The sequence below is a fragment of the Brevibacillus reuszeri genome (assembly GCF_002897295.1).
In the GTDB taxonomy this organism is placed as follows: domain Bacteria; phylum Bacillota; class Bacilli; order Brevibacillales; family Brevibacillaceae; genus Brevibacillus; species Brevibacillus reuszeri_A.
Genome location: NZ_BEXF01000002.1, coordinates 221,433 through 245,517, shown reverse-complemented (window position 1 = coordinate 245,517; position 24,085 = coordinate 221,433). Strand labels below are relative to the sequence as shown.

Below are 24,085 nucleotides of genomic sequence, written 5' to 3'. Positions count from 1 at the left end.
CAGGAGGAAGCATGAGGGATTTGATTGGAGAGTTCGCGACCCATTACGTTACGGATTTGGAGAAACAACTGGATAGCGGGAATGGACAGCCAAGCATTCAAAACCCTGTGCTTTTCCTCTTTCTCGGGGATAAATGCGTGGAGGCGCTGCAAGCTGTTTGTGCCCTGAACAAGCAAAGCTGGCAAAATGGCAACGGCGTCCTCTACGTGCATGCTTTTCAAGAGGAGACGTGGGAGCATCCGCAAGTGCTTGGCTGCCGACTGCCGCGTCCGGAGGCAAGCAAGCAGACGATGCGCACCTCAATCTACGAACGTTTTGTACAGGATGAATCGTTCAAGATGGAATTGAACAAGGCGCTTAAGCTGGCCAGTGTACGAGTAGCGGAAATGGGCAAGCTGTTCACGACCTTTCAACAGGTGAATATTGCTGTTGTGACTCGTGCAGACGATCCGGCTGCTATCTTATTGCCTGAGCTGACCTTGCTGCTCAAGAGCTATCTCGCTGAACTGTTTAAAAATGTGTCGGTCGATTTGTATGTCCTGCTGCAAGAAAAAAACAGTGGAGAAGCATTCGGGTTTTCAGCGGCACTGTCAGTCAGCTTTTTAGAAGAGATCAACCGTTACCAGCGCAGTGATTTCAACTTTTCAGAAAATCTCCTGGTGACGGAGGATCTCGTCAAGCTGCCTGTTGAGCATCGAAATGCGCCGTTATTCTCCCTTGTTTATATGCTGAGCGACAAGACGGAGCACGGATTGTTTCTGGAAGCGGGCATGGAGGAAAATTACGAGCTAATCAGCAAGCTTGTGCTTTTGAACAATAAAAAGGCAGAGCGCGAATTCAGTGAGAACAGCGAGGGCTACAATAAGCTGCAATTTATTCGCAGCATTACGGTCGATACGGGTCAAACCAATTTTGCCAGCGCTGGCTTGTCAAAGGTGAAGCGGCCTACACATGCGATTGCGCTAACGGTGCTCTCGGCTGTTTTTGACCGCTATCTGGAAAGGTTAAAGGCTGGAGAAAATTTGCCGAAAACAAAGGCGAGAGAAAAGCTGGGACTGACCGCCCATGATTTGGAGCGAAAAATCAGGTCGGTAATGCCCGAAGATCATGCGCTGGAGGAAATGACCGGGCTGATGACCTCTGGTGTCAGCTACAGCGAGCTTTCTGGCATGAACCTGCGGGAAGCCGAGCTGGCTTTGTTTGACGGCAGCAGCCAAGCCTTTTTTGAAGCCAATGTGGCTCGTGGGGCACGGAATCGCGTCGATAGCCTAAGTTTGCAGGAATCACTCGCACAACTGATCCAGCGTGAATGGGTAGACGATGAGCGCTTGGGACTTTACGCAGCCTATCAGCTGACAGCGGAGCAGGCAAATGGTGCAAATCTGTTGGAGGAGCTGCGCACAGGGATCAGAGAAACAACCAGGCAGCTGGAGTATACAAAGACAGAGCTGGAGGAGCTATACCAGCAGCGTGTCGATCGGCAGGAAATCAGAGTAGGCGGTTTTTTTACAAGAGACAAGGAACGGGTCAGAACCTTTGTCCGCCATCTGTTGAGCATGATATACAGTAAAAAATTCGAGCTCCTGGAATGGGAGCTTACACTGGAACTCCTCTTGCAATTGGAGAAACAGGTAGAGAAGATTCATAGAGAGATTGGCGTAAAAGTAGATGAGCTCGAAGGCTTGCAGAAGCAGCTTCGGGAGATTGCCCAAAAAAGTGTTCGTGAGGCGTCTGATTATCTGGGCAAAAACATGGACGAATATTACGAGTCGGTAGTGACAGAGACGATTCGTTCGCTGGAGGCACAGCGCGGGAGCGGGTTTTATCTCGAATCCAGGTTTATCGGCAATGGCTCGCTACTCTTCCAAAGCGGCATTGCTGGATTGGTAGAGAGGTTATGCCAGTTTTGCAGGGCAGAAATACTTACGCGATCGACATTTGCCCTGTCCTTTGAAGCAGAGCTGCTCGCTCGTGCCAATGTTGCTGCCGCTTACGAGAACAGAACGGTTTTAACCAAAGAGGACTTGTTCCAGGATCTATCCCTTGTGCTCGAGGAACGGGCTGCGGTTCACATCGAAGTCTTTCATTTCTTGCAAAAACACCGCTATGAGGAAAAATATTTATTCGCGGATATCCGTAACGATTTTGTCCAGTATGTTCTCCGTTCAGCAGATAGAACCCGCACCTACAAGCAAGGGTGTATTCACGAGGAACAAAAAAGCGGAATAGAAAAAATGAATCTGATGGGCGGATTTGGCATGGAAGACCTGATGTTTTACCGCAACAACAAGAAATACCATGCTTCCTACGAGGAAAGCGGGTTTGTCTTTCACCGCCGGGGAGGAGATGAATGGTCATGAGTCAAAGAAAGCTCAGTCTGCTCATGGTTTTATGTAGCCTGGTGGGTGGCGTCATAGGGTTTTTGGTAGGGGAAGTCATTCTGGATCGTTTGTCTGGCGAGTTTCCGCAATGGGCTGTAATGGGACTTTATTTTGGGCAGTATGCCTTTTTTGTAGGATTGATGTGCCTGATCGCGGAAATCATTTCACCAAGACTAAACGGATACGGATGGAAGCAGCGCTATCTGGGATTCTCATGGAAAATGCTCGTGCCCAGCACGCTTGTAATGGTAGGCGTCGCTGCCATGCTTCTGCAGCTTCTGTACGGCTCGTCGTTTCAGCAATCGAGTGGTGCCAACAACATTGTGCTGGTGCTCGATACTTCGGGGAGCATGAGCCAGTCAGACCCGGACAATCAACTGTTCAAGGCAGCGGCCGACATGGTTCAAAAAATGGACAGTGATATGAAGGTTGCGGTTGTTACCTTTAATGACCGTACGGAAGTATTGCAGCCGTTGGTTTCTTTAAGCAGTAAAGCAACCAGAGATGAAGTAATCCAAAAGCTGCTTAATCAAACGGGAACAGATGGAGGGACCCGTATTGGGCTGGCCCTGCAAGAGGGGCTTGCGCAGCTGCAGGCGTCCAGTCAGCTTGAAAACAGTACAGTCGTGCTGATGTCTGACGGCTACAGCGATTTGGATGTTCCAAGTACACTGGCTCCGTTCAAGCAAAATCATGTCCTGATTCACACGGTAGGAATGAGCAAAATCGATGCAGCAGGAACTAGCTTGCTTGAACAAATTGCTGCTGAAACAGGTGGCCGTTATTTCAACGTCGATCATGCGGATGAAATGACTGGTATTTTTGGTCAAATCTACGATATAAGCCGACAAGACCGCAATCTGGTAACAGAGCGCACAGGGGCGACAGAAGAAAGCCTCTTCTACACAATTTTGCGAGTCGTTAGCCTGCTCATTATTGGTGGACTCTTAGGATTGGGTCTGGGACTTATTTTTGACAATCGTCATCTGGCAAAAAGCTTTACCATTGGCGGGGCGGTAGCTGGTCTGCTTGCTGGACTGGTTTTGGAGATGGGGCTGATGTCGATTGACCTGCTCGATATGGTCGTACGCCTGATCGCTTTGGCTCTGCTTGCTGTCGTCTTGACCATTTTTACGGTGTTCTTTCCTGCTTCTGCGAGCGGAGGAGCGACTTCGATCCAAAAGCGGATGTTATCTGGACGAAAAAGCGCAGGTGCTTTGGAAGGCGGTAATCGAAGCAGCAAGCGGTTCGAACTGTAAGGGGATGTTCAAAAAGTCCGGTCAACATAGCTGTCGAATTTCCGCGTTGCGTTGCCCCTCCGCTGCTCACGTAGTCATACCTACGCTGCGCTGCTCGGGTCAGCCGCGCCTCGAACTTCTCGGCTCTGTTGATCCTCCTTTTTGAACTGAATTGTAAGGGAGCATGATGAGTCATGATCGTTAGCGAAGAAACACAAGAGCGGCTAATCAAGGATGTCACGTGTCAGTACCAGGGGAGCGAGTATGTGCTCAACTGGTACTGGTCTGCGGACGTACCCTGTGTTTATGTTCATAAATCCCCATATGGCAGCCCATTTGATCCATCCGAAATCAGCGAAGGGCAATTAAAGCTCTACACCCGTGAGGAATACAAGGTACACAAAGGGCTGCGCGAAAAAACGGAGGGCATCGGGCGGTTTACGTATCGGATTTTTCCCTGCCGCTTACAAAATGGCAAGCCTGTCCTGCTCATTCCAGAGGGAGATGCACATATCGTCCATGTGAGCACGGGGAAAGCCAAAATCTATTACTCTTTTAAAAGAGGTCGAAATTGGTTCAGCTCGCATCAATCCTTGCAGATTCGCATTTTTTCAGAGATCCCGATCCCCAAGGATGTGCTTTGCTACGTAAAAAAGGAAGGCTCAGCTCCTGCCCATAAGGACGACGGGACCCAGTACGCCTTTATTCGCGATCTGGAGCCAGGCGTCAACCTGATGCCAGAGATCGAAATAAAGAAGAAGGATGTTATTCGGCTCTTTTTTACGGATGGCAAAAAGTACGGGGAACTGTACGAACTGATACCCGAATAGGAGGCGAGCGCCATGCTGTCTTTTTTGAAAAACATGTTTGAAAAGAAGCCGCCAGTGAAGGAAAGACTTCCTTTTTACGATATTGTTTGCCCATACTGCTTTGCCAAGTTTGAACCAGATCAGGTTGTTTTCCGGGCTACACATCATCGTCAGGATGACGAAGATTATGCCTTGCAGGAAGATGAGATTCTTAACCACTACCGAGATAAATTCGGACTGGATGCTATCGATGAGCTGGAGGCTATTATCGATCCGGAGTCTATTCCTGAGGAGAATCATCTATACGTAGACAATGTGCTGGCAGGCGTGACCGATCGCTATGGCATGGTGTCCAAGCGCAGACTGTGCCCGAAGTGCCACAACGAGCTGCCGATCACGGCGGGGAAAGCACCGAGCAACATCATTTCCATTGTCGGTGCCTCGCAGGTAGGTAAGTCTGTCTACATGACATCCTTGATCCATACGCTGCAAAATACGACCGCGAACCACTTCGATGCGGCATGTATGCCACTCAATGCACAAATCAGCCGCAAGTTCCGCGAGAACTATGAGGCGCCACTGTTTGAACGCGGACAGCTGCTCGATTCCACGCAAAAGGAAAAGCGACAGGAGCCGTTTATTTTTCAGTTCATTTTCAAGGACAGTGAAAAGGCACCGTTAATCCTTGTCTTTTTTGACGTAGCAGGTGAGGGAATGGTGGATCGCGAGTATTTGGAGCTGTATGCTGCGCATGTGAAAAACTCGTCCGGTATTTTGTTCCTCGTCGATCCGTTGCAAATTAAAACGATTCGCGATCGGGTGATGCTTCAGGCCGGGGATGAGCCGGGAGAGTTTACAGCCAGATACGATGAGCCGCGCGAGGTAGTCATTACGCTGTTTGAGAACTTCATCGGCTATCAGGAGCAGAGCAAGACGAATATCCCGACGGCGGTCGTTCTGACCAAGAGCGACATGCTGCATCTGATCAAGGAGGATGACGGCGAGTACATCAAGTCCAACAGCAACGTCTTCCGTAATTTCGTGCATGAGCAGTACCTCAATACGACCGAATTCGAGAACATCAATGGCGAGATCAGTCGCTTCATTGAAAAAGTGGATCGTCCGTTTAAAGACGCACTTGAGGTTTACTTTACCAACACGGCTTATTTCGCTGTATCCGCGCTGGGAAGCAATCCGGTTAACCAAAAGGTAAGTGGCGTCGTGACACCGATTCGGGTTGATGAGCCGTTTATTTGGTTAATGCATCAACTGGATTACATCGAGGGGAGGGAACGGTAGTGAGCCGTCAGCCCATTTTGCAGCAGTACTACACCCGCGGGCGACAGGGGATTTTCCGTTCGAACGAAGGATACGATACTGTCGCCAAATCGTCAGGGCTGGACAATACGTTTATTAAAAAGACGCTCCATCCGTTTTGTGTCTACCATGCTCCGCGTGAATTGCAAGAGCGAGCAGAGGGTGATTTGTCCCAGTATCCAGAAGCGCTCGTCTGTTTCCATGCTGAATCTGGGGAAATGGTTATCGGGAGAAGCGCTTTTGTCGGGGCCGATTTCACCGGACAACGAAATACGTTCTTCAGCCATAATTACATCATTCCGGCGCAGCGGCGTGATGAATTCATAAAGGACCCGAGCAAGCTATTTGGCATACGTACCTTTGCTACAGCGCACGAGGATGCTATGGGCAAGGAGCTGCCCGCACTGGAGGAGCTTCCGTATCAGATAGTCACGACAAGCGATCGGAAGAAGTGGCTCATGCAGCTCGGTATCGATGAGCGTGTTTTCAAACAGCTGCTGTATGCGGTGATGACATCTCTCTCGGCGAAAAAGAAAGTATTTATCAGCTTAAATGTCGAGGTAAGTGCATTGTCGGCTGTGTCTGCTGAGCTGCTTGCGATTTTGTATAGCTGTCTGCCTTATGAGATGCGCAGGCATTTTGGTTTTTTGACCTATAGTCATGAGCCAGAGAGCAAAAAGCATATCAACGTTATGTTTGTGGAAAAAGGGAGCATTCGACCTGGTGGTGGGCATAGCGATAAAGACTTTTTGTTTGATTTTAGCCAGGGACGCATCTACAACGTCGATTTACAGGAGAGTGTTCACGAGTACCTGGATTTTGCCTGGGAGTTCCTGAATGATTCCCGGATCATGGCATCCTTCTACGCCTTTTGCGAGGAAGTGCTAGCGGGTGCGGACACCAACATTACTCTGCGAGTCAGCACCTGTTATGAGCTATGCGCACTCTACATGATCGAAAAAGGTCGGATGTCCGTCTACGAACGCAATCGGGCAGGAGTTTGGCAGGCATTGAACAGTTATTTGGGTCATCCTAGCCTGATTCACAAAAAGCGTTTGATCGATTTGCAAAGTGTGCTGTTACGCGTGGAGACCGAGGCGGTGACGGCGACAAAGCTGCCTGATAGTGTAACGATCAAGCAAATGATTGAATCATACAATGTCACCAAGCAGGATAGCCTGCAAATGGAGATCGTCCGGTTTGTGATGGATGTGCTGATGAAAGCAAAAGGCTTGAGAGAGAGCGGTTATGTAGCGGAGATGTACAAGCACCTGTCCAGAAACCCCGAGCTGTTTGGCTTTATGATGCGATCGATCTTTGGACATAAACAGCTGGTTAAGCCACTGTTTGAAGACTATGTGAGTGAACGTCTGCGCGGCGCCTCCCAAATCAGCCAGGTCTTAAAAGAAATTCAGTTTTGGACGGAGACGGCACCGCAAGCACTGAGAAATCCGTTTTTCATTACGGTGTCAACAGAGCGGCTGCTGGACCTGTTTGGTCGCGAGCGGCAGAAGCTGGATACGGCGATCTCGATTCATCAGTTTTTTGAAAATCTCGATGGAACCCGGGGTTACGCGGAGGAGCTTTTGGACGAGCTGGACAAGTCCCTCCTGAAGCATCTCGCTCTGGATTCTGTCTCGAAGGATGATTTTCAAAAAATCGTGGCACTCTTGGAGGAAAAGACGCAAAGCTTTTCACGAACGCTGGATGTGGAGAGCCGTCAGAAGCAGGAGCTGCTCCTCAATCTGGCGGAACTACTGGAACAAAAACGGTCCCCTCACCCGGCAGAGTTTTTCCGCAAATGGGACCCGGAGGAGTCACGCGCGCAGCAGCGTATCATTCAAAATATGCTGAGCACTCCTTTGGACAAAGACAGCTTTCCGCTGGTTGCCCTCGTCTTTTATCGGGACGATCAATTTGGGCAGGAAGGCTTTCATTGCACAGAAATGCTGACCTTTGTGGAACAAAATGGCGGAGAGACGGTACTCCACGCATTTATTCAGTGGACGATGACGCAGCGTATGTTTTTTGAAGAAAAAGACTTGCTCCCTGCCTATCGCCAAGCATTGAAGCAGCTCTTTTTAGAAGGAAAAGGACGCAGATTGCGCAATAAAGAATCGCGCAGACGCTGGTATGCGGTTCGAAATTCAGATTTCCGCAAGCTGCTGGAGGAAGTGCGCAGAGATACTGCAAATCCGCTGGTCAAGCTTTTTCGCAACAAAGCGTTTGTAACATCCGTTTTGCTTGTACTGGTGGCGGCAGGAGCATGGGGTGGCTACGCGTTTTGGCAGAAAGGACAAGAGGAAGCACAGGGAAAAGACCCATCTACGGACACGGCTCACAGAGTGAGAGTGCCATCTACTAATGGCTGGATTCCGTCGTATCGTCTCGTGATCGAACCACAGATCGAGCCCGTTGAGTATGTGGTGCCAGCGGAGCAAAACGGTTTATCTGAAGAGCCACCGAAAACTACAACTCCGTAAAAGAATAGGTATTTCTTTTGTAGCTAACAAGGTTATCAGGGACACGTACCCCATGAATTGTTCAAAAGAAATACCTATTTGGTATATTGACAAATAATTATTTTTATGATATAATATTATATTTATTCGTTGAATCCTTCTCCTTGTTCGTGGTACATATAAGGATGTAGTTCACATGACCTTATTGTAACGAGGAGGAAAAAGGTATGAAGGTTGCAGCTGGAGTAGAAATGATTACGTTAGAAGCAGAAGCTTTTGGCGGAAAAATTGCCATTCATCCGACATTACTATGGGATGAGCAGATGGCTGTTTTAGTGGATACCGGAATGCCTGGGTCATGGGAGTTGTTACGCGCTGCTATGATAGAGGCAGGAGTATCGCCAGAAAAACTGAAGGCTGTCATTATCACGCATCAAGACATCGATCATATTGGTAGTCTACCTGAAATTGTGCAAGTATATAGCGGGCAGATTGAAGTATATGCGCACGAGCTTGATCAGCCTTATATTGAGGGGAAGCTCCCGCTTATCAAAACAAATCCAGAGCGCATGGCTGCGATGCTGGCGTCACTGCCAGAAGAAGAGCGGAAGAAGATGCAAGCGATCTTCGAAACTCCCCCAATGGCAAAGGTGGACAAGATTCTCGCAGATGGTGATGTGCTGCCGATTTTTGGCGGCATACGTGTCATCCATACTCCTGGTCATACGCCGGGACATATCAGTTTATATGTGCAGAACAGTAAAACGCTGATTGCAGGGGATGCCATGGTTTATATGGGCGGTATGCTTAGAGGACCAGTCCCGCAAACGACGCTGGATATGGATACAGCACTTCAGTCCTTGAAAAAGCTGCAGAATACAGAGATTCAGTCTGTGATTTGTTACCATGGCGGCGTCTGCGAGGATAATGCCGAGGAGCAACTGCAGGCTTTGATCCAATCATAATCGCACAAGCATGAAAAAGTCTGGTAAGGCACCCACTGCGAAAAGCAGCTCGGGTGTCTTTTTTCTTGAAAACCAAGTGAACCTAATGAGCGGGTGGGAGCCAATATATCATGTAAGACCTGATTGGAGGCCGGCCTATGAAAGAAATAGATGTGAGACCGTGGCTCATCCGGATGCGCCACGGGGAGGAAGAAGCATTTCAAGAGCTTTACCGAGCCACTCGGACCTATGTCTACAACCTGATTTATTTTTTGGCGCCGCACAAGCAAGATGTAGATGACATCATGAGTGAAGTATATGTGGAGCTGATTCGCAGCTTGGATAAGTACGATCTGGAGCAGCCCTTTATCGCATGGTTCAACGGCTTGATTGTCAGGCAGGTGCGCAATTGGAACCGAAGTACTTGGAGGAGATTTCGGCTGCTGGAACGAGTGAAGGAAAAAGGGTATGAGGCACCTGTAGCAGGGATGGAGGATAAGCTGGGGGCTATCAGCGACCAACTGGAGGTAATACCTGCCGTCGAGCAACTGTCTCAAAAGCTAAAGGAAATTGTTGTGCTGCGTTACTACCAAAATTGTTCCCTGGAGGAAATTGCCCTGATGCTGCAAATTCCGCTCGGAACGGTGAAATCACGACACCATCTGGCTATGAAAAAGCTGAGAGCGCATTTTGAAGAACGTACGAATAGCGGGGAGGCATCTTATCATGTTCATTGAGGATAAGTTGAAAAAAGAGTATGAATGGGCAGCAAACGAGCTTGGGAGCAATCCTGCACTCGATCATAAAATCCTTTTGGCAGCAAGAAAAGAGCTGGCAGGCAGAAAGGAAAAGAAAAAGTCGATGTTCTTACGTCCAAAACTAACGCATGTAGCAGCATCCTTTGTTTTGCTCACTGGGTTTGGCTTTGCTACCCACAGCTTGCTTTACAAGGAGAATACAGGCTCTGTACAAATGGAGGTACAAGTGGCAAAAGACTTTGCTTTGACGCAGATTGCCCCTGAGGAAATACGCCGTGAGCTGGCAAGTGTAGAAAACAAGCTGGCAACAGGCGAGACGGCGATCGTTTATTTTGCGGAGCTGGCAAAGGAAAAGCACCCTCTCTTTCAGCAAAATCCGGTCATTGGGGTAGAAAAGCCTGAGGTCGTTGCAGATTGGAAGCAGTGGGATGAGATCAGCAAAAAAGCTTCTCTTTCTCATTCTCTACCAAAGCAGCTCGGAGATGACTTCACATTCCGCGAAGGCAAGCTGGGAACACCTTACGGAGCAATGATCGGGCAGGGAGGGGAGACATGGCTGCAAGAGCTGCAACAGGAAAGCAAAGAGACAGGGAAAAGCGTTGTATGGAAGGTAGTTCCGAATAGTGCTTCACCAATCAATACGTATACAACACTCTATCAAAATGAGCAAAAAGCAAACATCTATTTCACAGTGGAGGTACTCCCGGAGGATCAGTTAAATATCCAAGTGAGTACTCCCGAGACGACCCAATACGAGCCAGTAGAAGTAAACGGCAAAAAAGCTCACTACACAAGCAACGATCAATTCCTGTTTAGTGACTCCGGTCTATACAAGGAGCTGTCATGGGTAAGCAAAGAAGGAGAAAAGACAATCATGTACCACATGGCAACCGACTCACTGGCAGTATCGAAAGAGATGCTCAAGCAAGCAGCGGAAGCTACTCAGTTTTAAATGAAGAAACACCGGGAGATTTTTTGCCCGGTGTTTTTGTTTCCACTACTATCCCCTAACAAAAGCACTGCGGCGATGATGGTCCTTCCTGATAAGCAAGCAGGGCGTTCACGCCGTGACTGAGAATCGCGCCCGAACGAGTCATGGCTGTCACTAACAACGCCTCCATGACTTCCTCCATCGTACCACCAAGCTCCTTGTATTTCTTTACATGTACGTCAATGCAGTACGGGCAGCCTGTCACATGCGCCACACAGATTGCGATAAGCTCCTTTGTTTTCGTAGGCAAATGCTGCGATTCGTGGTAGACCTTCCGTTCGAGGGCGAGATAAGAAGAGGCGGCCTCGGGGGCCAATTTCATCAATTCCGGGATGTGTGCCAGATTCAATTTTTCATAATACGATTGTGCTTTGCTCACGGGTTCATCGCTCCGTTCTGAGTAAGTTGTGATTACGGACTCATTGTAACGAAGCAGACAGCCGAGCATCCGTGACTTTCTCACCGTATAAGAATTTATAAGCGCGGTCGCTCCTCCTTGAGATGGCCTCGATAGAGGTTTTCTTACCGTTTACAGCCCGAATTTTTGCCTGATAGCAGCTCGTTGGATTGCCGTAATTCGTCCCCGACCCAGCTGCAGCCATCCGACTGCTTCAAATTCCTTGAGAGTTCGACTGACAACCTCTCTGGCGGTTCCCAGCTCAATTGCTATGGCATCATGTGTCATGACGAGCGTGGTACAGGAATGGCTGGTACGACTGAGAAGAAATTGTGCAATCCGCGCATTGATCGGTTTAAAAGCGATGTCCTCAATCAGGGTAGTAACGGAGATCATGCGCTTCATCATGGTCTGGTAAACAAATTGGCGGAGGGGCTTGCATGTATCTATCCATTCCTTGAACCGTTCCACCGAAAGCAGTAAGATTTCGCAGTCTTCCTCGATCTCAGCAGATGCTTCGTAGCCCGTCTCTCCGAGGATGCTTGCCATCATAATCACGCAAACCCCTCCTCGTCTTACCCGGTATAATGTCACCTCGCGTCCTGACTCACTGATTTTATGGATACGCACAGTGCCACTCAAGATAAAAGCAGCATGCGAAAAAAGATGTCCCTCCTGCATGGCGAGCTGTGGAGAAAATCGTTCTACGCTAATTCCGCTGCGCAGCCATTCGTCTGCAGGAATCGCGTCAAAGCACGGGAAGGCATTCGTGATATCTGCAATCTTTTTCTGTTCCATCGGTTCCTCCATGTAGAATTGTCATTAAATGTGGCCCATTCATTCATGAAAATCATGTAAAGAATAGATTTACTTACTACTAACCTGAGAAAAATGGGTGTAAAATGATGACGCTACGCAAATCGGGGCACATTGCCAAGAAAGGTGACATCATGGAAGCGACACTCGCAAAGCAGCCAAAGGAACGGCAGGATGCCAAGCAGTTCAATCTGTTTGCTTTGACGTGGCCTATCTTTTTGGAGCTTTTTCTTTTTACACTTATAGGTATTACGGATACATTTATGCTAAGTGGCGTTTCCGATCAGGCTGTGTCTGCCGTTGGGGCAGCCAATCAGTTTCTGTTTATTGCCATTCTTGTTCTGGAGGTAGTGGGTAACGGTGCATCGATTGTCGTTGCGCAATACATTGGCTCCAAGAAAATGCACGACGCAGCAAAGGTAGGAGCAATAGCAGTTACTCTCAACTTGATGATCGGGATTTTGATCAGTGTAGGCTTTGTCTTGTACGGAAATGCGCTTCTGCGAAGTTTTAATCTTCAGGGAGAAATCTTGGACATGGCCCAGTCGTATACGGCGATTGTCGGTGGAGGACTTTTTCTGCAAGCCATTATTAATACATTGGCCAGCATTATTCGTACGTACGGATTTACACGAGAAAGCATGTATATTTCGCTTGGGATCAACATTATTCACGTCATCGGAAATTACCTGCTCATCTTTGGGAATTTTGGCTTTCCTCAATTAGGTGTAGAAGGGGCAGCGATTTCGACCGTATTGAGCAGAGGGCTTGGCTTGCTGATCTTCTTCTGGGCGTTTTATCGTCTAATCGAGATCAAGGTATTGCTTAGGGACTACTTTACCCTTACCAAATCATATGTCAGTAAAATCTGTCGAGTCGGAATTCCCTCGGCATTCGAGCAGATCACGTATCATGCCTGCCAGTCTGTCTTTCTGTACTATGTAACCTTCCTAGGGGCAGCAGCACTTGCTTCGAGACAGTACGTGATGAATATTTCCATGTTTATTTATTTGTTTAGCGTAGCGATTGGGATGGGGACGGCGATTATTACTGGGCGCTTGGTTGGAGCAGGCAGACGTGATGAAGCGTATGGGCGAGTATGGAAAAGTCTGCGGTGGGGGCTCGTATATACAGTCGTCATCAATACGGTCATTATTATTTTCCGCGAGCCGATTATGCGCTTGTTTACGGAAGACCCTGACATACTTCGCATCAGTACACAGATTATCCTGCTGAGTATTTTGCTCGAGACGGGGCGGGTTTTCAATATCGTATTGATAAATTCCTTGCGGGCAGCTGGTGACGCACAGTTTCCTGTCTACATGGGCTTGATCTCCATGGTTGGCATCAGTTTGCCGCTTGGCTACGTACTCGCTTTTCATGCTAATATGGGGCTGGCGGGTGTCTGGCTCGCTGTGGCAGCGGACGAATGGATTCGCGGGATCGTCATGTTTTTCCGCTGGAGAAGCAAAGCGTGGGAAAGAAAAACGCTCATCGATCCATAAACTCCGTCTACAGACTGACTGGAAAACAGCGCCAGGGTCTGATGGTTCTCCTAAATATTCATGCTATACTTTACCTAAGAACATTACGGATTGGTAAGGGAGATAGAGATGAAACACTGGATAGGAGTAGGTTTGCTAATAGCAGCACTTGGCTTGAATGGATGCAGCAGCTTGGAGATGGTGGAGACCAAGAGACAAATGGAGCTGCCTGTGGATTCCATCGAAGCCCTAGATATTCAGACTGAATCGGGCGACTTGATTGTAAAAGGCGATGAAAAGGCAACCTCCATTAAAGTAGAAGCGACCATAAAAAAATCGAAGAGCGTCCCTGATGATGACATCATCGTTACCTTAGAGCAGGATGGAAATACAGCCAAACTCGTTTCGGAGACAAAGGGTGGCTTTGGTGTTCGGATTACAGACCTTACGCTAGAAGTGACTATTCCAACCAAGCTCAATGTGAACGTAAACGACGGCTCCGGTGATGTAAATATTTTTAATCTTGCCGGTGCGCTCACGATTGAGGATGACTCAGGCGATATACTGATTAAAGATGTTTCTGGCGAGTTAGTGATTCAAGATCAGTCTGGCGATATCAAGATCAAAAACGCATCTGCACTCAAGCTGATCAATGACGATTCTGGGGATATTTTCTTGGAGGATACAGGCGGGACTGTAGAAATACAAGATCAGTCGGGTGATATTGTCATTCGAGATCATACGGGAGACATCACGATTTCTGACGGAAGTGGGGATATGCTCATTGATACGGTCCAAGGAAATGTGACGATCACCGAGGATGGCTCTGGTGAGCGGGTAGTGAAAAATGTAAGTGGGTCTTTTATATCAAACTGAATACGACAAAAAGCCGTTACCTGTTCAGGTAGCGGTTTTTTTAGATGCTAATTCGCTCTCTCGCTGCTTGTGGAAATTGCAATGAGTACAGCTGGTAGTAACGCCCTTCCGCTCTAAGCAGCTCAGCATGTGTGCCAGCTTCAATAATTCGTCCCTTTTCCATGACGACAATCTGATCGGCTTGTTGGATCGTCGACAGTCGATGCGCAATAACAAGACTCGTACGACCAGTTAATAGGGAAGACAAAGCCTGTTGAATCAGGTGCTCCGATTCGGTATCCAGTGCAGCAGTCGCTTCATCTAGAATAATGAGCCGCGGATTTTTCAGGATGGCGCGTGCGATAGATAGTCGCTGTTTTTGTCCACCTGACAGCTTTACGCCACGTTCTCCTACTGCTGATTGATATCCGTCCGGAAAAGCGATGATAAAGTCGTGAGCGTTTGCGGCGCGGGCTGCAGCCTCGATTTCCTGATCAGTCGCGTCAGGTCTGCCGTAGGCGATATTGTCACGAATCGTCCCGGTAAGCAAAATGATATCCTGCGATACGATGCCGAACTGACTGCGCAGGGATGCGATTTTGAGATCCTTTACATCAAAGCCGTCCACTTGAACTTGCCCATCCTGTACATCGTAAAAACGGGAGATTAAATGGGCGACAGTTGACTTCCCGGCACCTGATGAACCAACGAGTGCGGTCACGGAACCTGGGGCAATCCGCAGTGTAAAATCGTTCAGGACAGGTAGTTCAGGCTGATAGCCAAAGGTTACGTGAGAAAATTCAATTTGACCACGCAAGGGAGGAAGTGTGATCGCATCTTCTTTTTCCGTGATGCTTGGCTTGGTGTCCAGTATTTCGGATATGCGATCATAAGCTGCCGCTGACTGCTGAATCATGTTAATCATCCGACTAAGCTGACGCACAGGGGTTTGCAGCAGTCGCAAATAAGAGAGAAAAGCAACGATAGCTCCAATCGACAGAGCACCCGACATGGCCTGCCAGGCACCAAATAGAAGTACGACAGCCATCCCGATGTAATTTAACAAATCAATCGCGGGACTGAACATAGCGCTGATACGAGTAGCAGTCAGACTCGCCTGCATATTTCGTATACTGCGCTGCTGGAACTGCTGGGCTTCGTATGGCTCTGTAGCGTATGCCTTCATGAGCCGTACACTGGACAAGTTTTCGACCAGATGATTGTTCACATCCGCTGATGATTCCTGTACGGCGCGAAAGGAAGAGCGCATTCGCTTGCCGACCTTGCGGGTGAAGAAAAACAGGAGGGGGAACGTACATAGCATCAAAAGCGTCAATTGCGGATTCACGTACAGCATATAGATGGCGATGGCGAAAAACGTAACCAGCTCCGTGACCATTTGCAGCATGCCAGAGGAGACGAGCTGTTGCAGGATGCTGACATCGCCTGTGATGCGGGACATCAAATCACCTGTCCGGTTTTTATCAAAAAACGCCATGTCCTGCTTTTGAAGATGCTGGTACAGCTCGTTGCGCAGCCGATTGATCGTATGCTGACCGATGTAGGAGAGCAAATAGCTGCTTAGGTAGGTAAACAGACCAAGAAAAAGTGCGGCTCCTAAAATACCCGCTCCAATCCACAGCAGCTCACCGTAGCGTTTATCGGGAATGGCGTGATCTATCGTATAAGCTGTCAGCTGGGGAATCGCGAATTCCAGCAGCGAAATGACGATAATCGCGACGAGTGCTAGGAGCATCTTTTGCCATTGCTCACGTGCATGAGTAAACAATCGCTGGTACATGCTCCAGACGGAACGGGCTGAAGCGCGCTCATCTGTTAAAATACGGTTCGATCCAGGCGGCTTATAGCTTCTCATCGCTGAGCATCCTCTCCGAAGTGGCCTTCCAGCTTATGGCGAACCTTTTTCACAAAAAAGATCAGTCGTGAGAGCTGCACCGGATCATTCTCTGCTTTCTTTTGCAAATCCTTCATGGTTTCTACCAATTCGTTCAGCTCTTGTTGGAGCTCGAGATTGCTTGCGCTAAGATCAGCAGGCATCTGTTCCTGAGTGACTTCGTGTTTTTCTTCTGCTTGTCTTTCCTGCAAAAAGACAAGGCCAGCTCTAGTAATGGTATACGTCTTCTTGCCACTGACTACTTCTGAGCTGACGAGCTCACGATCCTCTAACATTTGCAGAGTCGGGTAAATCGACCCTGGACTTGGAGAATACAGCCCGCCGGTTTTTTCCTCTAGCCCCTTCATCATCTGATAGCCATGCATAGGCTCGGTAGCTAGCAGCTCCAATAACGCATACTTCACATCGCCTCTGCCAAAAAAACGTTTCCCGCGTCCGCCTCGCCCGCCATGACGATAGTAGCTGTCGTCTTTTTCATGCGATTGGCCGGGGTGATACGGGTCATAGGAGCGCCGATACTCATCTGAAAATGGAGACCGAAAATGATTACGCATAACATTCCACCTCTCAATACGATATATCGAATTCAATGTAAACGATATATCGTATTGCTGTCAATATGCTGTCTTACTTTTTGCAATCGAAAGAAATTTAGCCGACTAATAAAAAAGTCTTTAATCTCCAATAAAGAAGTGCTAATATAACATCTGTAAGCGTAATTGAGAATGAATCTCTTTATTACTGAGAATGAATCTCCTTATTACTAATAAGAATAAACCAAGACAGTATTCCTCCGGATCAAAGGAAGAGTAGGGAAGCGATGAAAAAGAGATATTTGGTCATAGCACTTATTTTGCTATCAATAGCGTCATTGTTTATCGGTGTGAAGGACATCTCGCCTTGGGAGCTGTTCAATCTGTCAGACGACAAGGTACAGGTGATGTGGATCAGCAGGATTCCTCGTTTGATCAGTATCATCATTGCTGGGATCAGCATGAGTGTCGTAGGTCTGATCATGCAGCAGCTGACACGGAATAAATTCGTTTCACCTACCACGGCAGGTACAGAGGACTCCGTCCGATTCGGGATTCTGGTTTCACTGATGGTATTCTACGATGCCAGTCCACTGGTGAAGCTGCTTGTGGCTTTTGTATTCGCACTACTTGGAACCTTCATTTTTATGAAGATCCTCGACAGGATTAAATTCAAGGATTCCATTTTCATTCCGCTAGTAGGTTTGATGTTTGGTAATATCGTAGGCTCGATTACTACGTTTTTTGCCTATAAATACGACCTCATCCAGAACATGTCTGCTTGGCTTCACGGTGATTTTTCCTCCATTATGAAAGGCAGCTATGAGCTTTTGTACATAAGCATCCCGCTGGTGATTATCGCGTATTTGTTTGCCAACAAGTTTACGATTGCAGGGATGGGTGAGGAGTTCGCCATCAATCTGGGGTTGAACTACAAGCAGGTCGTCAATATAGGCTTGGTCATCGTCGCTATGGTTTCTTCCGTCGTGATTTTGACGGTCGGGACGATTCCGTTTCTCGGCTTGATCATTCCTAATATCGTAACCTTGTATTTGGGGGATAACCTGAAGAAGAGCTTGTCTCATACTGCTTTGCTGGGTGCTGTGTTTGTACTGTGCTGTGATATTCTGGGACGCCTCATCATCTTCCCGTATGAAATCTCGATTGGCTTGATGGTAGGGGTAGTCGGTAGCGGAATATTCGTGTTCTTACTCATGAGAAGAAAGGCATATGAACGATGAAAGCTAAGCTTGGTGTCCTGGCGATTGTCGCCATTGCTCTAATAGCCATATTTATGCTGATTGATGCCGGTGGCAACTGGGATTATGTATTGCCTCGGCGTTTGAAGAAAATTCTCGCCATTGTTTTGACTGGGACGATCATCGCTTTCTCAACGATGGTATTCCAGACGATTACCAACAACCGGATTTTGACGCCCAGCATCATAGGCTTGGATTCCTTGTACATGTTCATCCAAACCTTCGTCATATTCGCATTTGGTTCCACCCACATTACGCTGTTGAACAAAAATATCAACTTCCTGATCTCTGCGGGCGTGATGGTGCTGTTTGCCATGTTGCTATACAAGTTCCTGTTCAAGAGAGAAGGACAAAATATATACTTTCTGCTTTTAATCGGGATCATTTTTGGCACGCTGTTTAACAGTCTCGCTACGTTTATGCAGGTGTTGATTGATCCGAATGAATTCCAGGTCGTTCAAGATAAAATGTTCGCCAGCTTTAACAATGTGAACACCGACCTGTTAGTCATCAGCTTTATCCTGGTGATTGCAATCACGATTTACTTCTGGCGCTATATGAAATACCTGGATGTACTGGCGCTCGGGCGTGATCAAGCCGTCAACCTTGGGATCGATTACGATTTCGTCGTCAAGCGTTTCCTGATCGTCATCGCTTTGCTCGTATCGATTGCGACTGCATTGGTAGGACCGATTACGTTCCTGGGACTCCTCGTCGCCAACCTGGCTCATCAGTTTATGAAGACGTATCAGCATAAATACTTGCTGGCAGGGTCATCCTTAATCAGTATTGTGGCTTTGGTAGGTGGTCTGTTGGTTGTAGAGCGTGTGTTCACGTTCTCCACTACACTCAGTGTCATCGTCAACTTTATCGGTGGAGTTTACTTCATCTATCTTCTGTTAAAGGAGAATAAATCGTGGTAGAAGTCCGGAATGTCTCAAAACAGTATGGTAGCAAATACGTCGTGGAAAATGTCTCTGTGAAAATCACCAAGGGAAAAATCACGTCCTTCATCGGACCCAATGGGGCCGGGAAGAGTACCCTGCTGTCCATGATCAGTCGCCTTTTGACGAAGGATCAGGGAGAGATTTTTCTTGAGGGACAGGAGATTAGTCAGTGCAAGAGCAACGAGCTGGCTAAAAAAATCTCGATCCTCAAGCAATCCAACCATATTACGGTTCGGTTGACGATTCGTGAGCTGGTCAGCTTTGGTCGCTTCCCGTATTCGCAAGGGAACCTGTCAAAAGAGGATTGGCAGTACGTTGACGAGGCAATCCGCTATTTGGAGCTGGAGGACATTCAGCACAAGTATTTAGATCAGCTGAGTGGTGGGCAGAGACAACGTGCCTACATCGCGATGGTTGTCGCTCAAAACACCGAGTACGTCCTGTTGGATGAGCCGCTCAATAACCTCGATATGAAGCATTCTGTTCAGATCATGAAGGTGCTGAGAAGACTGGTAGATGAAATGGGCAAGACAGTGGTGATCGTTATCCACGATATCAACTTTGCTTCCTGCTACTCGGATTTTATCGTAGCGCTAAAGGACGGCAAGGTCGTGAAGGAAGGTCCTACAGAGGAAATTATTAACTCCTCGATTCTCAAAGACGTCTACGATATGGACATCCAGATTGAAGACATTGATGAAAATAAAATATGCGTGTACTACGCGTAAGCACCAACTTCCTTTCGTTAAAATTATTTTGATGGCAAGCAGGGGGAAATCATCTACAAGCGAGCTATCAATAATTTTAGATATTTAAAAATATATATAGAGGTGATAGAAGTGAACAAGAAATTTATCATGCTGTTCATGGCAGTGCTGCTGGCGGTATTCACTGCAGCTTGCGGATCAAATAGTGCGGCACCCGCTACTCAAACTTCAGGAGCTGGAGCTTCCACAGATGCTACAAAAGCACCGGAAGCGGCGAAGGAATCAGAAGAAATTACAATTAAGCATAAATTGGGCGAAGCAAAATTGAAAAAGAACCCACAAACAGTTGTAGCTTTTGACTACGGCGTTCTGGATTCCTTGGATAAATTGGGTATTGAAGTAACAGGTGTTGCACAAGCAAGCGTTCCTCCTTACCTCGCGAAATTCAAGGATGCAAAATATAAAAACATTGGTGGCCTGAAAGAGCCAGACTTTGAAAAAATCAATGCGATGAAACCAGATGTTATCTTCATTTCTGGCAGACAGCAAGATGCTTATGAAGAGCTGAACAAAATCGCTCCAACGATCTTCTTGGGTGTAGATACTTCCAAGTATATGGAATCCTTCACTGAAAACATGAAAACGCTTGGCACCATCTTCGGAAAAGAAGCACAAGTGGATGAAGAATTGGCTAAAATCAATGACTCCATCAAGCAGCTGAACGAAAAAGCGACAGCAAGCGGTAAAAATGCTTTGATTGTCCTGGCAAACGAGGGTAAAATCAGTGCTTACGGTGCAGGCTCCCGTTTTGGTATTCTGCATGACGTGTTTGGTTTCACCCCTGTAGATAAAAACATCGAAGTATCCACTCATGGTCAAAGCGTATCGTTCGAATACGTAGCAGAAAAAGATCCGGATTACCTCTTTGTGGTAGACCGTGATGGAGCAGTTGCTACAAATAAAGATGCCGTTTCTCCTGCTAAAAAAGTGATTGAAAACGACCTGGTGAAAAACACAAAAGCATTCAAAAACGGCAACATCATTTACCTCGATTCAAACTACTGGTACCTGTCTGGCGGCGGATTGGTTTCTACTGCGAACATGGCAGACGAAGTATTGAAAGACATCAAGTGGTAAGAGGTCAAGCAAAAGAGATATAGGTAGTATAGAGCAGCTCAGGGCGAAGCATTTGCCTGGGCTGTTTGTTTTTACAAGCACGAAAAACCATTCCCTTCACTGCTTGCTTGGGAATGGTTTTTTCTGTTCCGGTGAGGTTCGAGCAAAACGCAGATTAGCGAGTGCCGACCAATCTACGTTCTTCTACTTGTACGGCTTCAGCAGGAGCGCTGACAGGGCTCGTGCTTGGCTGCTCTTGCTCAATGGCGCTTGTCAATTCAAACGGGAGGCAAAGCGGTACACCTGTACGCGGGTCATGCAAAATGTCTGCTTCAATATTGAACACTTTGCGCAGCATATCAGGAGTCATGACCTCGGTAGGACTTCCTTCCGCTACGACAGTACCACGAGAGATGGCGACCATGTGCTGGGCATAGCGGGTCGCATGATTCAGGTCATGAACGACCATGACGATGGTACGCTTCTCTTCTTCATTCAGCTTTTGCAGCAATTTCAGAACCTCGAGCTGATGTGCCATATCGAGGAACGTAGTCGGTTCATCCAAAAATAAAATATCAGTGCCTTGGGCGAGTGCCATCGCAATCCATGCGCGCTGACGCTGACCACCAGACAATTGATCGACAGGGCGATCATAGAAATCGACCATCCCAGTCATGGCAATCGCCCATTGTACGATCTCTTTATCTTCCTTGGTCAAAGAGCCGAAGCCTTTTTGATGCGGAAAGCGGCCATACGTTACCAGCTCAGATACGGTTAGTCCATCGGGCGCAGTAGGGTTTTGCGGGAGAATTGCCAGCTGCTTGGCAACGTCTTTTGTCGATTGCTGATGAATCGATTTTCCGTCCAAGAATACTTGCCCGCCAGTAGGCTTCATGATGCGAGCCAGTGTTTTGAGGATCGTCGACTTCCCAGAGCCGTTCGCACCGACGAGTGCTGTAATCTTTCCAGATGGAATACTGATGTTCAAATCCTTTACGATGGAAAGCTCGCCGTAACCAATATCCAGCTTTTGCGTATATAAGCGTTCCACAACAGGTCAACTCCTTTATAGGAAGGTATGTATGGTGAAAAAGTATCGTTAGAAAATGATAATCATTTTCAATTAAGTATATAACGAAAAGGGTAATTTATTCAAGACTCGCAAGGGTATAGAGTTAAATTTTTTGGCGTACACATATCATCCAATTAACAGGAGAACGAGCCGTGTAGTGCTTACTGAGTAATTAAAATAGCATGGAACATAATCCATGCTTTTTCTAAAAAACTTTCTAGCTTAATTTCAGGTGAACCCTAGTACATTTGAGCAAAATCCTAATTCCTACTTATATATGAAAATTGATTCGCTTGTATAATTGCGTAATCAAATTACGACTAACATAAGCAACCTCCTGCAAGCCCTCAAAGGTAACAATATACGTTTGACCAGACGGATAGATTGACTTGACATGGTTGATATTGATCAAAAAGCTTCTGTGGGATCGGAAAAAATGCGAGCTACTCACACGTTCTTCTAGCGTCTTTAGTTGTTCATGTGCTTGTATGACCTTTTTCTGACTACTTCTCAAATATATTGTAGACTTCTTGGAATCCGCCGAAATGAATCCTATCTGGCTTTGATCGATCAACTCGACGCCCTTGTTTGTCTTGATCCCTAACCGATGAGTATCTGCTTGATTTACGGAATCTTTCAATAGGCTCTTTTCTATTTTCTTAAGACATTTATACAGGCGGTCCTCATCGAATGGTTTGATCAGATAGTCTGTCGCTTCTACATCATACGATTGTGAACCAAAGTCTGTATAAACGGTAATGAACACGATGCAAAGATGGGGGAACAGATGGCGCAACTGTTTGGCAATGGTAAAGCCATCACCGTCAGGCATGTCGATATCAATAAACAGTACATCCGGTCTAAGCCTTTGAACACATTCTTTCGCGAGCTTGCCTGTTGGTGCTTCTGCTACTACATTCATCAAATTGTCATTCAAAAAAGCAACTAATTCCCTGCGAATTTTTCGATCATCATCTGCTACTACGACTTTTAGAGACATAGGTATCCTCCATTACATGGCTACTGGCAAAAATAAATAAAAGGTTGTTCCTTCATTTTCTGCACTTTCCACTTCAATGTGACCTTTATATTTTGAAATTAGTCTCTTTACAATCGATAAGCCAATTCCTGTATGATTTTCTTTTGAGGAACATCCCTCATGAAAAATCGTATCTTTTATCTCTTCAGGAATATACGAATTCGCGTTTTGTACTTTAAAAACCAACATGGTATGTAACATACGCTCCACTGAAAACTTGATATATCTCTTCGCTTCCAGCTCCTTTTTTTCTTCCTCGATCGCATTATCCAGTAAGTTTCCGATGACCTGAATCAATTCATAAGACTTCATACTTATCTTGGGAATCATCGTATGAACATCGAATTCAATTTGGATACGACTTTGAATCGCAATTTCAGCTTTCGATTGAAGAAGACAGGCCAATGGAAGATGATTTATATTTAATAGATTTTGCGTAAGGCGAATTTCTGAACAATATTCTCCAAGGTATTCAACGGCTTCCTCAAACCTTTTGGCTTGCAAGAGATGGGAGAGAACATAGATTTGATTAATATGATCATGTCTTTGAGAACGGATAAGATTGATCAGATTGTTCATTTTCTCCACATAGACATCTTCCACCAATGTAACGTTTTGTTTCTCCATCCTTTTTGTAAAGAAGAGAAGTAGGGCGATTCCGATAAGCAAAATCAAAAAGAAAGTGAAGCTTACGGCTCTATACAATCCCGGATCCATTTGAAGAAATTGTATGTTGGCACACAAAAAGATTAAAAATAGAACTAAGAACAAAATACAAAACTTCTCTGACAAGCTTTTATACTCTTGATGTTGATGATATATCCACTGTGACAAAAAGAGAGGCGTATTAGAAAGAAATAATCCTAGAAAATAGGTAAAAGCATTCAATAGAGTATGGATAGTAACGATTTTCTCTAGGTTATGTAATTGATCCATTAGGTTCTCGATAGACATGATAGAAATAAAGTCTAGAAAGCATAAAAGGAACTCTTCTTTTGCCAAGATAAGTACGGAATAGAATAAGGTAACGATCATACTGCCTCTC

Annotated in this window: 21 protein-coding genes; 14 read left to right on the top strand and 7 right to left on the bottom strand. The window is 46.7% G+C overall.

Translation table 11 applies throughout. The annotated features are described in order from the left end of the window. Positions 1-11: 11 nt before the first annotated feature. The 8 genes from C3B52_RS04255 to C3B52_RS04220 all read left to right on the top strand — a co-directional run bounded on the left by C3B52_RS04255 (position 12) and on the right by C3B52_RS04220 (position 10,861). Positions 12-2,360 (top strand): hypothetical protein, encoded by a 2,349-nt coding sequence (locus tag C3B52_RS04255; protein ID WP_103104855.1) that lies wholly within the window; start codon positions 12-14, stop codon positions 2,358-2,360. After that, positions 2,357-3,640, top strand: a complete 1,284-nt coding sequence (locus C3B52_RS04250) for a vWA domain-containing protein (protein ID WP_103105065.1) — start codon at positions 2,357-2,359, stop codon at positions 3,638-3,640. Before C3B52_RS04255 ends, C3B52_RS04250 begins: the two co-directional genes overlap by 4 nt. A 173-nt stretch (positions 3,641-3,813) precedes the next feature. Beyond that, positions 3,814-4,449: a beta-mannanase gene (locus C3B52_RS04245; protein WP_103104854.1), complete on the top strand. Its 636-nt coding sequence runs from the start codon at positions 3,814-3,816 to the stop codon at positions 4,447-4,449. Positions 4,450-4,461: 12 nt separating this feature from the next. Continuing rightward, positions 4,462-5,727: a TRAFAC clade GTPase domain-containing protein gene (locus C3B52_RS04240; RefSeq protein ID WP_103104853.1), complete on the top strand. Its 1,266-nt coding sequence runs from the start codon at positions 4,462-4,464 to the stop codon at positions 5,725-5,727. Next, positions 5,727-8,228, top strand: a complete 2,502-nt coding sequence (locus C3B52_RS04235; RefSeq protein WP_201264842.1) for a GAP1-N2 domain-containing protein — start codon at positions 5,727-5,729, stop codon at positions 8,226-8,228. Before C3B52_RS04240 ends, C3B52_RS04235 begins: the two co-directional genes overlap by 1 nt. Positions 8,229-8,434: 206 nt before the next feature. Then, positions 8,435-9,172, top strand: a complete 738-nt coding sequence (locus tag C3B52_RS04230) for an MBL fold metallo-hydrolase (protein ID WP_103104851.1) — start codon at positions 8,435-8,437, stop codon at positions 9,170-9,172. A gap of 137 nt (positions 9,173-9,309) precedes the next feature. After that, entirely contained in the window at positions 9,310-9,888 is a 579-nt protein-coding gene (locus C3B52_RS04225) for a sigma-70 family RNA polymerase sigma factor (RefSeq protein ID WP_103104850.1), read from the top strand. Then, positions 9,878-10,861, top strand: a complete 984-nt coding sequence (locus tag C3B52_RS04220) for a hypothetical protein (RefSeq protein WP_103104849.1) — start codon at positions 9,878-9,880, stop codon at positions 10,859-10,861. The genes C3B52_RS04225 and C3B52_RS04220 overlap by 11 nt, the downstream gene beginning before the upstream one ends. 55 nt (positions 10,862-10,916) lie before the next feature. On the opposite strand, the gene C3B52_RS04215 is transcribed toward C3B52_RS04220, so the two are convergent. Both C3B52_RS04215 and C3B52_RS04210 read right to left on the bottom strand, forming a co-directional pair. Continuing rightward, positions 10,917-11,363, bottom strand: a complete 447-nt coding sequence (locus tag C3B52_RS04215) for a carboxymuconolactone decarboxylase family protein (RefSeq protein ID WP_235615597.1) — start codon at positions 11,361-11,363, stop codon at positions 10,917-10,919. 66 nt (positions 11,364-11,429) lie between these two features. Then, a complete protein-coding gene (locus C3B52_RS04210) occupies positions 11,430-12,095 on the bottom strand; it encodes a Crp/Fnr family transcriptional regulator (RefSeq protein WP_103104848.1) in 666 nt (221 codons plus the stop codon). Between the two features lie 152 nt (positions 12,096-12,247). Between C3B52_RS04210 and C3B52_RS04205 the strand changes: the two genes are divergently transcribed. Further along, positions 12,248-13,618, top strand: a complete 1,371-nt coding sequence (locus C3B52_RS04205) for an MATE family efflux transporter (protein ID WP_103105063.1) — start codon at positions 12,248-12,250, stop codon at positions 13,616-13,618. A 108-nt stretch (positions 13,619-13,726) separates the two neighbouring features. After that, positions 13,727-14,473, top strand: a complete 747-nt coding sequence (locus C3B52_RS04200; RefSeq protein ID WP_103104847.1) for a DUF4097 family beta strand repeat-containing protein — start codon at positions 13,727-13,729, stop codon at positions 14,471-14,473. A gap of 40 nt (positions 14,474-14,513) precedes the next feature. Here the strand turns inward: C3B52_RS04200 and C3B52_RS04195 are convergent, their stop codons facing one another. Both C3B52_RS04195 and C3B52_RS04190 read right to left on the bottom strand, forming a co-directional pair. Beyond that, positions 14,514-16,328: an ABC transporter ATP-binding protein gene (locus C3B52_RS04195; RefSeq protein ID WP_103104846.1), complete on the bottom strand. Its 1,815-nt coding sequence runs from the start codon at positions 16,326-16,328 to the stop codon at positions 14,514-14,516. After that, positions 16,325-16,921, bottom strand: a complete 597-nt coding sequence (locus tag C3B52_RS04190) for a PadR family transcriptional regulator (RefSeq protein ID WP_201264841.1) — start codon at positions 16,919-16,921, stop codon at positions 16,325-16,327. The genes C3B52_RS04195 and C3B52_RS04190 overlap by 4 nt, the downstream gene beginning before the upstream one ends. A 266-nt stretch (positions 16,922-17,187) precedes the next feature. Between C3B52_RS04190 and C3B52_RS04185 the strand changes: the two genes are divergently transcribed. From C3B52_RS04185 to C3B52_RS04170, 4 genes are all read left to right on the top strand, one after another. Then, positions 17,188-18,141, top strand: coding sequence for an ABC transporter permease (locus tag C3B52_RS04185; RefSeq protein WP_103104845.1), 954 nt, complete (start codon positions 17,188-17,190; stop codon positions 18,139-18,141). Then, positions 18,138-19,082, top strand: a complete 945-nt coding sequence (locus tag C3B52_RS04180; RefSeq protein WP_103104844.1) for an iron chelate uptake ABC transporter family permease subunit — start codon at positions 18,138-18,140, stop codon at positions 19,080-19,082. The genes C3B52_RS04185 and C3B52_RS04180 overlap by 4 nt, the downstream gene beginning before the upstream one ends. Then, entirely contained in the window at positions 19,076-19,834 is a 759-nt protein-coding gene (locus tag C3B52_RS04175) for an iron ABC transporter ATP-binding protein (protein WP_103104843.1), read from the top strand. Before C3B52_RS04180 ends, C3B52_RS04175 begins: the two co-directional genes overlap by 7 nt. A 111-nt stretch (positions 19,835-19,945) precedes the next feature. Continuing rightward, on the top strand, positions 19,946-20,950 hold the full coding sequence (locus C3B52_RS04170; protein WP_103104842.1) for a siderophore ABC transporter substrate-binding protein: 1,005 nt from the start codon (positions 19,946-19,948) through the stop codon (positions 20,948-20,950). Positions 20,951-21,104: 154 nt separating this feature from the next. Here C3B52_RS04170 and C3B52_RS04165 read toward each other — a convergent pair whose 3' ends face one another. From C3B52_RS04165 to C3B52_RS04155, 3 genes are all read right to left on the bottom strand, one after another. Continuing rightward, on the bottom strand, positions 21,105-21,980 hold the full coding sequence (locus C3B52_RS04165) for an ABC transporter ATP-binding protein (protein WP_103104841.1): 876 nt from the start codon (positions 21,978-21,980) through the stop codon (positions 21,105-21,107). 292 nt (positions 21,981-22,272) lie between these two features. Then, the gene (locus C3B52_RS04160) at positions 22,273-23,001 is read right to left on the bottom strand and encodes a LytR/AlgR family response regulator transcription factor (protein ID WP_103104840.1); all 729 of its coding nucleotides are present in this window, start codon (positions 22,999-23,001) and stop codon (positions 22,273-22,275) included. Between the two features lie 12 nt (positions 23,002-23,013). Then, positions 23,014-23,994, bottom strand: coding sequence for a sensor histidine kinase (locus C3B52_RS04155; protein WP_164684694.1), 981 nt, complete (start codon positions 23,992-23,994; stop codon positions 23,014-23,016). Positions 23,995-24,085 lie beyond the last annotated feature (91 nt).

What these genes read in the sequence shown, in the direction of transcription:
- C3B52_RS04255 (WP_103104855.1), top strand. Translation starts at nt 12, where the DNA reads ATGAGGGATTTGATTGGAGAGTTCGCGACCCATTACGTTACGGATTTG.
- C3B52_RS04250 (WP_103105065.1), top strand. Translation starts at nt 2,357, where the DNA reads ATGAGTCAAAGAAAGCTCAGTCTGCTCATGGTTTTATGTAGCCTGGTG.
- C3B52_RS04245 (WP_103104854.1), top strand. Translation starts at nt 3,814, where the DNA reads ATGATCGTTAGCGAAGAAACACAAGAGCGGCTAATCAAGGATGTCACG.
- C3B52_RS04240 (WP_103104853.1), top strand. Translation starts at nt 4,462, where the DNA reads ATGCTGTCTTTTTTGAAAAACATGTTTGAAAAGAAGCCGCCAGTGAAG.
- C3B52_RS04230 (WP_103104851.1), top strand. Translation starts at nt 8,435, where the DNA reads ATGAAGGTTGCAGCTGGAGTAGAAATGATTACGTTAGAAGCAGAAGCT.
- C3B52_RS04225 (WP_103104850.1), top strand. Translation starts at nt 9,310, where the DNA reads ATGAAAGAAATAGATGTGAGACCGTGGCTCATCCGGATGCGCCACGGG.
- C3B52_RS04220 (WP_103104849.1), top strand. Translation starts at nt 9,878, where the DNA reads ATGTTCATTGAGGATAAGTTGAAAAAAGAGTATGAATGGGCAGCAAAC.
- C3B52_RS04210 (WP_103104848.1), bottom strand. Translation starts at nt 12,095, where the DNA reads ATGGAACAGAAAAAGATTGCAGATATCACGAATGCCTTCCCGTGCTTT.
- C3B52_RS04205 (WP_103105063.1), top strand. Translation starts at nt 12,248, where the DNA reads ATGGAAGCGACACTCGCAAAGCAGCCAAAGGAACGGCAGGATGCCAAG.
- C3B52_RS04200 (WP_103104847.1), top strand. Translation starts at nt 13,727, where the DNA reads ATGAAACACTGGATAGGAGTAGGTTTGCTAATAGCAGCACTTGGCTTG.
- C3B52_RS04195 (WP_103104846.1), bottom strand. Translation starts at nt 16,328, where the DNA reads ATGAGAAGCTATAAGCCGCCTGGATCGAACCGTATTTTAACAGATGAG.
- C3B52_RS04190 (WP_201264841.1), bottom strand. Translation starts at nt 16,921, where the DNA reads ATGCGTAATCATTTTCGGTCTCCATTTTCAGATGAGTATCGGCGCTCC.
- C3B52_RS04185 (WP_103104845.1), top strand. Translation starts at nt 17,188, where the DNA reads ATGAAAAAGAGATATTTGGTCATAGCACTTATTTTGCTATCAATAGCG.
- C3B52_RS04180 (WP_103104844.1), top strand. Translation starts at nt 18,138, where the DNA reads ATGAAAGCTAAGCTTGGTGTCCTGGCGATTGTCGCCATTGCTCTAATA.
- C3B52_RS04160 (WP_103104840.1), bottom strand. Translation starts at nt 23,001, where the DNA reads ATGTCTCTAAAAGTCGTAGTAGCAGATGATGATCGAAAAATTCGCAGG.
- C3B52_RS04155 (WP_164684694.1), bottom strand. Translation starts at nt 23,994, where the DNA reads ATGTCTATCGAGAACCTAATGGATCAATTACATAACCTAGAGAAAATC.